Source organism: Clavibacter sp. MX14-G9D (assembly GCF_032917815.1).
In the GTDB taxonomy this organism is placed as follows: Bacteria; Actinomycetota; Actinomycetes; order Actinomycetales; family Microbacteriaceae; genus Clavibacter; species Clavibacter michiganensis_K.
The window spans coordinates 1-13,047 of sequence record NZ_JAVCVL010000059.1 but is presented as its reverse complement, the minus strand read 5'-3'; the positions used below and the strand labels follow the sequence as shown (position 1 = coordinate 13,047).

Genomic DNA, 13,047 nt, shown 5'->3' with positions numbered 1-13,047 from the left:
GCCGGCGACCCGGCCGCCTCGGTCGTCGCCGCCGCCGACGGCTCCGTCTCCGGCACGCTCGTCGTCCCGACGTCGGCCACGGGCACGTGGCGCGCCAACGAGACCGCCGCGTCCGGCGACCACTGGTGCGGGCTCGTCTCGGTCGTGCCGGCCAGCGCGAGCACGGCCGCCGCGTCCGGCTCGCTCCCCATCACCGGCGGCACCCTGCCGACCGGCCTCGCGATCACCGGCGGCGGCCTGCTCCTCGCGGGCGCCGCGGCCGCGGGCATCGCCTCGGCCCGTCGTCGTCGGGCCTCCTGACCCCCGACACCGCATGACCCCCGACGCGGGCGGATCCGATCACGACCGGATCCGCCCGCGTCGTCGCGTGCGGGCGGAGAGCAGGGCGGCCGCACCCGCCCCCAGGAGCGCGCCGAGCCCGTTGGCCGCCACGTCGGCGAGGGAGGCCACGCGCGCCGGCAGGAACGCGCCCTGCGCGAGCTCCACCGCGCCCGACAGCGCGGTGCCCGCGACCCCCACGGCGAGCCAGCGACGGCTCCCGAGGGCGAGGACGCCGAGCATCCCGAGCGGTGCGAACAGGACGACGTTCGCGGCCGACTCGATCATCGGGTAGCGGAAGCCCGGGATTCCGTGGTGCTGCAGGAAGCGGACGCCGCGCATCAGCGTCGGGTACGCACCGCGGTCGACGCTGTCCGGGGCGAGCGTGACCAGCGCCACGATCCCGACGTAGGCCATCAGGAGGAGGGCGGCCTGACGGTGCCGCCGGCGCCGCCGCTCTCGATCCCGCACGGCGCCCCAGGTCGAGCGATCCGGCATCGCGTCCCGATCCCCGTGCGGACGTCGCGCGCGCCGTCGGGGATCGGGGGCGAGGGGGTCCATGAGGGCGGCAGCCTAGCAACGCGGACCCGCAGCGCACCGGGCTGCAGGACACCCGGGTCCGGCCCCGGCAGCACCTCCACTCCGCGTCCGGACGTCGCGCGCGGTTCGCGGAACGGCTACCCAGGAGGCCCGTACGGACCCATGATGAGGGCACTCATCACATTTCGGCCACGGGCAGCTGGGACCATCCCCGGGGCGGATGCCCGACCTCCGAGCGCGGGTTAGATTCGTACCATGAGGAAAACTGACCTGACCATCTCGACCCGGTTGGGCGCGTTCCTCGGACTCGTCGGCATGAGCACGATCGCCGGCGTCCTCGTCGCCGCCATGGTGACCCCGGCCATCGCGGTCTCCGGCATCGCGGCCAACAGCACCATCGGCGTGTTCGAGGACATCCCCGACAACCTGCAGATCGACAACCTCGCGCAGAAGACGGTGCTGTTCGCCAAGCAGGGCGACCAGCAGGTGCCCTTCGCCGAGTTCTTCTCGCAGGACCGTGAGGAGGTCCCGTGGGAGGCCGTCTCGCAGTTCGCGAAGGACGCCGCGATCGCCACGGAGGACCCCCGGTACTACGAGCACGGCGGCGTCGACGTGCTGTCGGCGGCCCGCGCGCTAGCGCAGAACGTGCTGAACGACGAGGTGCAGTCCGGCGCCTCGACGATCACGATGCAGTACGTCCGCAACGTCCTGGTCCAGAAGGCCCAGAACATGGTCGACTCCACCGACGAGGAGCAGCAGGCCGCCGGCCGGAAGGCCTTCCAGGAGGCCACGCAGCCCGACATGCCCCGCAAGCTCAAGGAGATGCGGATGGCGATCGGGGTGGAGAAGAAGTACTCCAAGAACGAGATCCTCCTCGCCTACCTCAACATCGCGAACTTCGGCAGCCGGGTCTACGGCATCGAGTCGGCCGCGCGGTACTACTTCGACGTCTCCGCCGCGGACCTCAACCTCGAGCAGGCCGCGAGCCTCATCGCGACGGTCAACGCGCCCGAGATCTACAAGATCGACAACCCGGACAACCTCGAGCGCAACAAGGGCCGTCGCGACCTCCTGCTGAGCAACATGCTCAAGGAGCAGAAGATCACGCAGGAGCAGTACGACGCGGCGGCGGCGGCGGAGATCACGCCGACGATCACGCCCTCCACGAGCGGCTGCATCCAGGCGAACCCGATCTCCGCGGCCTACTTCTGCGACTACGTGAAGAACGAGATCCTCACGAACCCCGAGTTCGGCGAGACCGCCGCCGACCGCGACGCGCTGCTGAAGCGCGGCGGCCTGCAGGTCTACACGACCCTCGACCTCGACATCCAGGCGAACGCCGCCGACCAGATGCGCAAGCAGGTGCCGACCACGGCGCGCTTCACCCAGATCGGCGGATCCGTGGTCTCCCGCGAGGTGAAGACCGGCCGCGTCATCGCGATGGCGCAGAACACCGACTACGGCGTCGCGACCGACCAGCCCGGCGTCACCGAGATCAACTACTCGGCCGACAAGGCGCACGGCGGGAGCGCCGGCTTCCAGGTCGGCTCGACGTACAAGATCTTCACGCTCGTCGACTGGCTGAAGGCGGGGAAGTCGATCTACCAGACGGTCAACGCCTCCAAGACGACCTGGTCGGCCAGCGAGTTCACCCAGTGCGGCGACAGCCTCGCCGGCTCCCCGGACTACAAGGTGACCAACGACACGAACACCGGCGCCACGTCGAACCAGAACGTCCTCGCCGCGACCGTCGCCTCCGTCAACTCGGCCTTCGTCGCGATGGCGAGCCAGCTGGACCTGTGCGACATCAGCAAGACCGCCACGGACATGGGCGCCTACAACGCGGACAAGCGCGACCTCTCGAGCTTCCCGTCCGACGTGGTCGGCTCGGGCGGCAACACCGTCGCGCCGCTCCAGATGGCCACGGCCTTCGCGTCCGTCGCGAACCAGGGCACCATGTGCCCGCCCATCGCGATCGACAAGGTCGTCCTCCCGGACGACAGCGAGCTGGTCACGCCGAAGAGCGCCTGCGCGCAGGCGATGAGCCCCGAGGTCGCGAACACGGCTGCCTTCGCCCTGAAGGCCGTCATGGGCGGCACGGGGGCTGCGTCGAACCCGCGCGACGGCACGCAGATCATGGGCAAGACGGGCACCACCGACCGCTCGAAGGACACCTGGTTCGTCGGGTCCTCCACCGAGGTCACCACGGCGGTCTGGGTGGGCAACGTCGAGGGCTTCGCGTCGATGCGCCGCAACGTGCTCAACGGCTCCGCCGCGGACAGCGCGCGTCACCGCATCTTCAAGCCGCTGCAGACGTTCATCGACGACCGGTACCCCGCCGAGGACTTCCCGGCGCCCGCCAGCACGCTGACGAAGCGACCGTACGTGGCACCCGCGCCGAAGCCCACGCAGTCCGCCGCCCCGACGGCCCCCGAGGCGCCGGCCGCTCCGGCCCCGGCGCCGGCGGAGCCCGCACCTCCCGCGGAGGGATGAGCCCGCGCTCGATGGGGAGCGCGCGCCGACGGCCGTCGCCTCCGGGCGGCGGCCGTCGTGCTGTCCGCCCTCCGGCATCCGAGGACCGGCCTCCTAGACTGGACGACCGCCGCACCACCGAGCCGGGAAGGCCATCATGACCGGGACCCCGACGTCCGCTCCCGCACGCGTGCGCACCCTGCTGCCCGGGATCGAGGGCCTCCGCGGCGTGGCGGCGATCGCCGTGCTCCTGTACCACGTGCAGCGCCAGCTCGCCCGCCCCACGACCGACGTCCCGCTCGTCGGCGAGGTCGCCTTCTTCAGCCATGGCGTGACGCTCTTCTTCGTGCTCAGCGGCTTCCTGCTGTTCCTGCCCTTCGCGCGCAGCCTCATCGACGGCGGGCCCCTGCCGCGACTGTCGCGCTACGCCGCGAACCGGGCGCTGCGGGTCTTCCCGGGCTACATCGTCGTGCTGCTCCTCGTGAGCCTGGTCCTCCGCGTCGCGATCCTGCCCCGCGACACCCGCGACGCGGGCCTGGAGATCGGCACCCTCGGACCCGTCGACACCGTGCTCAACGCCCTGCTGCTGCAGGGCTACGCCCCCCGCACGCTGCGCAGCGGCATCGAGGTCGCCTGGACCCTGGCGGTGGAGGTCTGCTTCTACGTGCTGCTGCCCATCGTCGCCGTCCTCGCCGCGCGTCTGCTGCGGGGGAGGGGGACGTGGGTCCGTGCCCTGGCTCCTGCCGTCGTGCTGCTCGTGATCGGCATGGCCGGCAAGGTGTGGTCCATGGTCGCGCAGGCGCCGCTCGGGCATCAGGGTCGCCTGGCGAGCGAGTGGGGCGCCACCGGGGAGGCCGTCGCGAACCGCAGCATCCTGACCCACGCCGACCTCTTCGCCTACGGGATGGCCGCCGCGGTGGTCCTGCTCACCCTGTCCTCGGACGACGGCCTCCGCGACCGCGTCGCGGCCTGGCGCGTGCCCGTGGGCATCGCCGCCGCGGCCCTGATCGTCGTCGCCTCCGAGGCGCCCGTGGAGGCGTTCGAGGAGAGCCTCGTGGCGGCCTCCTGCGCGGCCCTGCTGCTCATCGTCGCCCTGCCGCGCCGCGGGGGCTCCCTCGGCCCGGTGACGCGCTTCCTGGAGCTCCGGTGGATCGCCTGGCTCGGGACGATCTCGTTCAGCGTCTACCTGTGGCACCTCCCCGTGATCCGGTTCCTCCGCCGGGCGGGCCTGGTGCTGCCGGACACGCTGGCGGGCTTCGCCCTGAACACGCTCGTGGTCGGCGCCGTGACGCTCGCGCTGTCCGCGGCCACGTACTACGCGATCGAGCGGCCGGCGCTGCGGCTGAAGCCCGGTTCCCGCTAGGGCGCGTCCCCGCGTCCCCGCGTGCCCGCGTCCCGCGTGCCGCTCGCCGCGTGCGCGTGCGGGCACGTTCGCCTCCCGCATCGGCGAAGGGCGCGCTGCCTCGGGAGCGACGCGGGGCCCGCACGGTGTCCGTACGACGACGAAGGGCCGCTCCGTGCGGAGCGGCCCTTCGTGGTGATGCCGGTCGTGCTGTGCCTCTGGGAGGCGGTGTGTCGGGGTAACAGGATTTGAACCTGCGACCTCTTCGTCCCGAACGAAGCGCGCTACCAAACTGCGCCACACCCCGATGGCCCGAGGGCCGGGCTCTACGATACCCGATGTTCCAGGGTCCCGCGTACGCCCCGCGCGTCAGACGGCGGTGAGCGTCACGAGCGTCGCCTCGGGGTAGCAGGCGAAGCGCACCGGGGCGTAGATCGAGGTGCCGAGGCCCGCGCTCACGTGCAGGTACGCGGCGCGGTCCGCATGCGGCCAGACGCTGAGCCCCTTCACCTGGCGGCGCGGGATGTCGCAGTTGGTGACCAGGGCGCCGTACCCGGGCACGCAGACCTGGCCGCCGTGCGTGTGCCCAGCGAAGATCATCCGGGCGCCGTTGGTGACGAAGGAGTCGAGCACGCGGCGGTAGGGCGCGTGCGCGACGCCGACGGAGACCACGGGGGCGCTGGACGACTCCTGGTACGCGTCGTCGTCCTCGCGCAGCGCGTCGAGGGCGCCGGGGAGCGCCTCGAGACGGTCGAAGTCCCGGTGCGGGTCGTCGACGCCGAAGAGCTCCAGCAGCGTGCCGTTGACCTCGATGGCGCCCGCGGCGTTGTTGAGGTCGAGCCAGCCGAGCGACGCGTAGAGCCGCTCGAGCCGGGGCAGGTCGAGGTCCGCGGGACGCTGCGTGGCGTGCGTGTTCGCGGTGAAGTACTTGAACGGGTTCTTCATCATAGGCCCGTAGTAGTCGTTCGAGCCGTGCACGAAGACGCCCGGGATGCCGCGGAACGCCTCGAGGGTCTCCTCGACCGCGACGATGCCCTGCTCGTGGCCGGTGTTGTCGCCCGTGTCGACCACCAGATCCGGCCGCAGGTCCGCGAGCTCGCGCACCCACCGCTGCTTCTTGTGCTGCCACGGCGCCATGTGCATGTCGGAGAGGTGCAGCACCCGGATGGGGTCGGATCCCACCGGGAGCACCGGTACGGTCACCTCGCGCAGGGTGAAGCGGCGGCGCTCGTAGAAGGACGCGTACGCGAAGACCGCGGCCCCGGCGGCCGCGACGCCGCCGACGGCGCGGGCGAGGGTGCCGATCACGCCCATCAGCTGCGTCCCACGTACAGCGTCACGGGACCGCTGCTCTGCTGCCCGGCGGCGGGCTCCGTGCGCGTCACACGGCCGATCTGCGAGTTGTCCTCCACCTGCTCCTGCGCGATCGTCACGTCGAAGCCGGCCGCGCGCAGCGCCTGACGGGCGCCCGTGAGGTCCTGCCCGCGGACGTCCGGGACGGTGCCCGGCGTGCCCTGCTGCTGCTGACCCTGGTCGGGGCCGCTGCTGGTGAAGACGGTCACGGTGGATCCGCGTGCCGCGTTCGCGCCGGCGCCCGGGTCGGATCCGGAGACCTGCCCGGCGGGGACGCTCGAGGAGGCGCGGGCGCCGCCCTGGGCGAAGCTCAGACCCGCGCCCTCGATGGCCGACTGGGCGTTCGCGAGCGACATGCCCGACACGTCCGGCACCTGGACGGTGGGGGTGCGGGTGAGCTCGGATGCCGGGCCGGGGAACGCCTGGCCGCCGTAGACGGCGTTGACGGCCTGCATGAACGGCTTCCACACGGCGAAGCGCGCGGTGGACATGAGCTGGCCGCTCGGGAGCCTCGTGGTGCGCTGGCGGATGTCCTGGCCCGAGGAGCTGCCCACCCAGATGGCGGTGGTCACCTCGGTGCTGGACCCCACGAACCAGGTGTCCTTCGCCCGGTCCGTGGTGCCGGTCTTGCCGATGAGCGGGGTGCCGTCGTTCGTGTTCGCCGCAGCGCCCGTGGCGTTCATGACGCCCGCCAGGGCGTAGGCCGCGGTGTGGGCGACGTCAGCGCTCACGGCCTCTCGGCAGTTCGCGGACGGCGGCGTGATCTCGGTATCGTCGGGGAGCACGACCTTGTCGATGAGGATGGGGTCGCACGTCGTTCCGTCGTTCGCGACCGTCGCGTAGGCCTGGGCCATGGTGAGCGGGGCGATGTTGTTGCCGCCCGAGCCGATGATGTCGGAGACGTAGTTCGAGAGCTCCGTGTCGGGCACGGCCTGGTGGATGCCGATGGCCTTCGCGGTCTTCCCGATGCCGCACATGTCGAGCTCCGAGGCCATGGCCATGAAGGCCGTGTTGGTGGAGTTGGCGGTGCCCGACATGACCGTGCGGTTCGCGCCCGGAGCGGCACCGTCGTTGGTCACCCGGAGGACGTCGGATCCGAGGTTGCCCCCGGTGCACGAGTCCTGGAAGTCGCGTCCGCTCCACGTGCCGTTGGACGAGCGCACGACCTCGTTGACCGAGTGCCCCTCGTTCAGCCACTCGAGCAGGGTCACGAGCTTGTACGTGGATCCCACCTGGAATCCGCGCGATCCGCCGTAGTCCTGGTCGGTGTTGTAGTTGACGCTCGTGACGCCGGCCTCCTCGCCGTTGCCGTAGTCCGTGTTCTGCACCATCGCGATGACGCGGCCGGTCTTCGCCTCGACGCTCGTCATTGCGGATCCGACGGCGATGCTGTTCATCGTGGTGGGGATCTGCGCGCGCATGTCGTCCGTGGCCTTGGCCTGCAGGTCGAGGTTGAGCGTCGTGTAGATCTTGTAGCCGTTGCGGTTCAGGTTGTTGGTGCGCTCGGTCTCGTCCTTGCCGAAGGCGTCCGAGTTCTCGACCGTGTACTTCACGGCGTCGCAGAAGTACGCGGCGCTGGCGGGCTGGGCCGCGTTGCAGCCGCTCACCGACGGCGTGATGGTGGGCGTCACGGGGGTGGCGATCGCCTCGTCGCGCTGCTCCTGCGTGATGCTGTGGTGCTTCAGCATGTTGTCGATCAAGATGTCGCGTCGCTCCTGGTTGGCCGGGATGTTGCCCGGCTCGTCGATGCGGAGCGCGACGGGGTAGTTGACGGTGGCGACGAGGCTGGCGGCCTGCGCGATGCTGAGGTCCTTCGCGTCGACGCCGTAGTAGTACCGGGCCGCCGACTGGATGCCGTAGACGCTGCCGCCGTAGTTCGCGATGTTGAGGTAGCCGAGGAGGATGTCGTTCTTGGAGAACTTCTTCTCCAGGCCGATCGCGAGGCGCATCTCCTTGAGCTTGCGGGCGGTCGACTCCTGCGTCGCCTCCTCGTAGGCCTTCTTGCCCGCCTCCTGGTCGGTCGCCGCGAGGGTCTCCGCCTTCTGCACGAGCACGTTCTTGACGTACTGCATGGTGATGGTGCTCGCGCCGGACTGCACGCCGCCGCCGATCACGTTCTGGGCGAGGGCGCGGAACGTGGACTGCACGTCGACGCCGCCGTGCTCGTAGAAGCGGGGGTCCTCCGTGTCGACGGCCGCGGCCTTCGCGTTGTCGGAGACCTCGTCCCAGCCGACCTCCTCGCGGTTCTGCGCGTAGAACTCGGCGAACTTCACGGGCTGGCCGCCCTGCGTGGCGTACAGCTCGGTCTTCTGGGCGAGGTTGTCGATCTGCAGGTAGTCGGGCAGGTCCTCGAAGAGCCCGATGGTGTTGTTGGCAGCCAGGCTCGTCACGGCGATGGCCGGGGTGACCATCGCGGCGACGAGCACGCCGGCGACGGCGCTCATGCCGAGGACGCCCGTGAGCGCGGCGGCGACGCGGCCGGGCGTGTTCTTCGAAGCAGACATAGACTCCAGAGTACGGGAAGGGTGTATGGGAACCCGTGAGACCTGTGCGCCGGCCGCCCGCGCCCGTCCCGTCATGCATCCAGACCCGACCGGCAAGGAGCCGAGATGACCGCAACGCCCGGGCAGTGGGAGTACCTCACCACGCCGCTGATGATCCACAACACCGCCGCCATCCTCAACACGTGGGGTTCGCAGGGCTGGGAGCTGGTGCAGGTCGTCACCGGCCCCGAGGGCGGGCTCGTCGCGTACATGAAGCGCCCCGTCGGCGACGCCGAGCACGGCGCCTGATGGGCGCGATCTCCGACCGGCTCGCCGAGCTCGGCATCGAGCTGCCGGCGGTCGCGGCGCCCGTCGCCGCCTACGTCCCCGCCGTCGTCCACGGCGGCCTGGTCTACACGAGCGGCCAGCTGCCGTTCGTCGACGGCGCGCTCGCCGCGACCGGCAAGGTCGGCGCCGAGGTGTCCGCCGAGGACGCGAAGGCGCACGCCCGCACCTGCGCGCTGAACGGGCTCGCCGCGGCCGCGGACGCGGCGGGCGGGGTCGACCGCATCGCGCGCGTGGTCAAGGTCACGGGCTTCGTCGCGTCGGCCGAGGGCTTCACGGGGCAGCCCGGCGTCATCAACGGCGCCAGCGAGGTGCTGAGGGAGATCCTCGGCGACGCCGGGATCCACGCCCGCTCCGCCGTCGGCGTGGCGGAGCTGCCCCTCGGCTCGCCCGTCGAGGTCGAGCTCGTGGTGGCGCTCGTCGAGTAGCCGCGGGCGCCTCGAGGGCGGACGTGCAGGAGGGCCGGGTGCACGCACCCGGCCTTCCTTCACGTCCGCGAGAGCCGGTCAGACGGCGTTCATCCGCTCGCTGATGACCTGCATGACCTGCGAGTCGGCCAGCGTCGTGGTGTCGCCGATCGCCCGGCCCTCCGCCACGTCCCGCAGCAGCCGGCGCATGATCTTGCCCGACCGCGTCTTCGGCAGCTCCTGCACCACGAACACGCGGCGCGGCTTCGCGATGGCGCCGATCTGGTCGGCGACGTGCTTCCGCAGCAGCTCGTTCGGGTCCTCGTCGCCGAGAGCGCTCGCCTCGGCCGAGCGGAGGATCACGAACGCCACGACGGCCTGCCCGGTCGCCTCGTCCGACGCCCCCACCACGGCCGCCTCGGCCACGTACGGGTGGGCGACGAGGGAGGACTCGATCTCCGCCGTCGACAGGCGGTGCCCGGAGACGTTCATCACGTCGTCCACCCGCCCGAGCAGCCAGATGTCGCCGTCCTCGTCGAGCCGGGCGCCGTCGCCCGCGAAGTAGCGTTCGCCGAAGCGGTCCCAGTACGTCTCCCGATAGCGCTCCGGGTCGCCCCAGATGCCGCGGAGCATGCCCGGCCAGGGCTCGGTGACGACGAGGAGGCCGCTCTCGCCGCGTGCCACGGGCTCTCCCTGGTCGTCGACCACGGCGACGCTGATGCCGGGGATCGGCGTCTGGGCGGAGCCGGGCTTCGTGGCGGTGATGCCGGGGAGCGCGGAGATCATGATCCCGCCCGTCTCCGTCTGCCACCACGTGTCGACCACGGGCACGTCGCCGCCGCCGATGACGTCGCGGTACCAGCGCCACGCCTCCGGGTTGATGGGCTCGCCGACCGAGCCGAGGAGGCGCAGGGAGGAGAGGTCCCGCCCGTCCGGGATCTCGCGGCCCGTCTTCATGAAGGAGCGGATCGCCGTGGGAGCCGCGTAGAGGATCGTCACGCCGTGCTTCTCGACGATGTCCCACCAGCGCCCGGGGGCCGGGGTGTCGGGCGTGCCCTCGTAGATCACCTGCGTGGCGCCGTTGGCCAGCGGGCCGTAGACGACGTAACTGTGACCGGTGACCCAGCCGACGTCCGCCGTGCACCAGTACACGTCGGTCTCCGGGTGCAGGTCGAAGACGTTGCGGTGCGTGTACGCGGCCTGCGTGAGGTAGCCGCCCGAGGTGTGCAGGATGCCCTTCGGCTTCCCGGTCGTGCCGCTCGTGTACAGGATGAAGAGGGGGTGCTCGGCCTCGAACGCCTCGGCCTCGTGCTCCGCGGACGCCTCGGCGAGGCGCTCGTGCCACCAGAGGTCGCGGGCGTCGTCCCAGTCCACCTCGTTCTCGCCCCGGCGCACGACGAGGACGTGCTCGACGGATCCGGCGGAGCCGACCAGGGCTGCGTCCACCGCCGGCTTCAGGGGGAAGACCTTGCCCTTGCGCCAGCCGCCGTCCGCCGTGATGACCACGCGTGCCTGGGCGTCGTCGATGCGGGCGCGGAGGCTCTCGGCGCTGAAGCCGCCGAAGACGACGGAGTGCACGGCCCCGATGCGCGCGACGGCCAGCATCGCGATGACGGCCTCGGGGACCATCGGCAGGTAGATCGCCACGCGGTCGCCGGCGACGACGCCCAGCTCGAGCAGCGCGTTGGCGGCGCGCTTCACCTCGGCGGTGAGCTCGGCGTAGGTGAGGTCGCGGGTGTCGCCCGGCTCGCCCTCCCAGTGCAGCGCGACGCGATCGCCGTTCCCGGCGGCCACGTGACGGTCGAGGCAGTTGTAGGCGACGTTCAGCCGGCCCTCGGGGAACCAGCGGGCCACGGGGGCGTCCGACCAGTCGAGGACCGTCTCGAACGGGGTCTCCCAGGTCACCAGCTCGCGGGCGCGGTCGGCCCAGAAGCCGAGGCGGTCGGCGGCCGCGGACTCGGCGAGGGACTCGTCGGCGACGCGGGTGGCGCGGAAGGCGTCCGACGGCGGATGGACGGGTCCGGCGTGGGGCGTCACGGGCGGCGTGGAGGCGGACGTCGTCCCCTCCTCGTCCTCGTCGCGCAGGGCGGTGCCGGATGCTCCGGGCTCGGTCGATTCGGGGTTCGTGGACATCGTCATCCTCTCCGCGACCCACGTTAGCGGGTGCCCGGCGCGACGCCCGGAGGCTCCGGCGGCGGGATGGCGGGCGTCCGTTGCCGGGAGTCCGATGAATGATCGGCCAGAACACGCTCAACCCTCCCGTAGCGGGAGGAGCGCGGCGTATGCTCGACCCGTCGAGCCGAGCTCGACGTGTGGCGAATTCTGGATTCCCCCGATCCGTCGTCACGTGGCGGCGCCTGTTCCCCCGATGGGCGCCGCCCCTCTCTTCTCGCGACCAGCAGCCGGGCCGGTGCCGCCGTCGACGTCCTCCCCAGCTCGTTCGTCCCTGTGGACCCCACGGCCGTCGGCCGTCATGAGCCCGTCCTGCGCTCGGCTCCTAGCCTCCCCGCATGAGCGAGTGGCACGCATCCGCCGACCGTGGCGGCACCGTCCCCGGGACGGCGCCGGAATCAGGGTACGGGGCGCACGGACCACCCGACGCGGATGCTCCCCACGGTGGTGACGCACGACCCCGTGCCGCGGTGCGCTCCCCGTCACCGGCGGCGGCGACGTTCGTCCCGCGCGTCCGCGTGCCCGCTCGGACGCCGTCGGGCCGTGACGGGCGCGAGGCAGGTGCTGCCGACATGGGAGGACAGGGCGGAGAGGCGGTCCTCCGCGGATCGGCGATGTCAGCGCGCGCCGGGCGGTCATCGATGTCCGCTGCGGATGCCCGGCCCGCGTCACCGGCGCGCCACGTCCCCCCGGCCCTCGGGGCCCTCGCAGCCCTGGCCCGGGACCCCGCGGCGACCGACGTGTTCGTGAACGGCGACGGCGAGGTCTGGGTGGACCGGGGGCGCGGGCCCGAGCGCCGCGCCGACGTCGACCTCGGCGGGGAGCCCGCGGTGCGGGCGCTCGCCGTGCGCCTCGCCGCGGAGGGCGGGCGGCACCTCGACGAGGCGGCGCCCTGCGTGGACGTGCGCCTCGGCGAGGGGATGCGGGTTCATGCGGTGCTGCCGCCCGTGTCGACCGGCGGCACCCTGCTCTCCATCCGGCTGCCGTCCCGGGCCCGGCCCACCCTCGACGCGCTCGACGCCGCCGGCGCCTTCCCGCCGGGCTGCCGCGCGCTCCTCGAGGCGGCGGTGCGCCGACGCACCAACCTGCTCATCACCGGTGCGGGCGGCAGCGGGAAGACGACACTCCTGGGCGCGCTCCTCGCCCGAGCGGACCCGCGGGAGCGCATCGTGGTCGTCGAGGACGTGGCGGAGCTCCGGGTGCGGCACCCGCACGTCGTCTGCCTTGAGGCGCGGCAGGCCAACATCGAGGGGGCGGGGGAGCTGCCGCTCCCGCGGCTGGTCCGCGAGGCGCTCCGGATGCGCCCCGACCGGCTGGTGGTGGGCGAGTGCCGCGGGAGCGAGATCCGGGAGCTGCTCGGAGCGCTCAACACCGGCCACGACGGCGGGGCCGGCACCCTGCACGCCAACGGCGTGGCCGACGTCCCGGCGCGGCTCGAGGCGCTGGGTGCGCTCGCCGCGATGGACGCGGTCACGACCGCGCGCCAGGCCGTCAGCGCGATCGGCCTGGTGGTGCACCTCGCGCGCACCGCGCAGGGCCGTCGCGTCACGGAGGCCGGGCGCCTCGTCGCGGACGGGGGAGGACGCCTCCGCGTGGTGCCCGTGCGCTGGTCGTC

The 13,047-nt window shown here is 72.3% G+C and carries 9 protein-coding genes, 1 tRNA gene and 1 pseudogene; 6 read left to right on the top strand and 5 right to left on the bottom strand.

Features of this window, described 5'->3' with window-relative positions:
- Positions 1 to 300 (top strand): annotated as a pseudogene (locus Q6969_RS07175) (sortase); the annotation flags it as partial.
- A 39-nt stretch (positions 301 to 339) separates the two neighbouring features.
- On the opposite strand, the gene Q6969_RS07170 reads toward Q6969_RS07175, so the two are convergent.
- Entirely contained in the window at positions 340 to 735 is a 396-nt protein-coding gene (locus tag Q6969_RS07170; protein ID WP_317229816.1) for a VanZ family protein, read from the bottom strand.
- Positions 736 to 1,113: 378 nt separating this feature from the next.
- Between Q6969_RS07170 and Q6969_RS07165 the strand changes: the two genes are divergently transcribed.
- Positions 1,114 to 3,351, top strand: coding sequence for a transglycosylase domain-containing protein (locus Q6969_RS07165; RefSeq protein WP_317229815.1), 2,238 nt, complete (start codon positions 1,114 to 1,116; stop codon positions 3,349 to 3,351).
- A 136-nt stretch (positions 3,352 to 3,487) separates the two neighbouring features.
- A complete protein-coding gene (locus Q6969_RS07160; protein WP_317229814.1) occupies positions 3,488 to 4,693 on the top strand; it encodes an acyltransferase in 1,206 nt (401 codons plus the stop codon).
- Between the two features lie 212 nt (positions 4,694 to 4,905).
- Here the strand turns inward: Q6969_RS07160 and Q6969_RS07155 are convergent.
- From Q6969_RS07155 to Q6969_RS07145, 3 genes are all read right to left on the bottom strand, one after another.
- Positions 4,906 to 4,979 (bottom strand) — tRNA-Pro (locus Q6969_RS07155).
- Between the two features lie 62 nt (positions 4,980 to 5,041).
- Positions 5,042 to 5,986 (bottom strand): metallophosphoesterase, encoded by a 945-nt coding sequence (locus tag Q6969_RS07150; RefSeq protein ID WP_317229813.1) that lies wholly within the window; start codon positions 5,984 to 5,986, stop codon positions 5,042 to 5,044.
- Positions 5,986 to 8,529 carry a transglycosylase domain-containing protein gene (locus Q6969_RS07145; RefSeq protein ID WP_317229812.1) on the bottom strand — a complete coding sequence of 848 codons (2,544 nt, stop codon included), beginning with the start codon at positions 8,527 to 8,529 and terminating at the stop codon, positions 5,986 to 5,988. The genes Q6969_RS07150 and Q6969_RS07145 overlap by 1 nt, the downstream gene beginning before the upstream one ends.
- A gap of 105 nt (positions 8,530 to 8,634) precedes the next feature.
- Here Q6969_RS07145 and Q6969_RS07140 point away from each other — a divergent pair, with 105 nt between their 5' ends.
- Positions 8,635 to 8,817, top strand: coding sequence for a hypothetical protein (locus tag Q6969_RS07140; protein WP_317229811.1), 183 nt, complete (start codon positions 8,635 to 8,637; stop codon positions 8,815 to 8,817).
- Positions 8,817 to 9,281: a RidA family protein gene (locus Q6969_RS07135; protein WP_317229810.1), complete on the top strand. Its 465-nt coding sequence runs from the start codon at positions 8,817 to 8,819 to the stop codon at positions 9,279 to 9,281. Before Q6969_RS07140 ends, Q6969_RS07135 begins: the two co-directional genes overlap by 1 nt.
- 78 nt (positions 9,282 to 9,359) lie before the next feature.
- Here Q6969_RS07135 and acs read toward each other — a convergent pair whose 3' ends face one another.
- Positions 9,360 to 11,399 (bottom strand): acetate--CoA ligase, encoded by a 2,040-nt coding sequence (gene acs / locus Q6969_RS07130; protein WP_317229809.1) that lies wholly within the window; start codon positions 11,397 to 11,399, stop codon positions 9,360 to 9,362.
- Between the two features lie 674 nt (positions 11,400 to 12,073).
- Here acs and Q6969_RS07125 point away from each other — a divergent pair.
- Positions 12,074 to 13,047, top strand: a 974-nt coding sequence (locus Q6969_RS07125; RefSeq protein WP_317229808.1) for a TadA family conjugal transfer-associated ATPase, incomplete at its 3' end; no start/stop codon positions are given.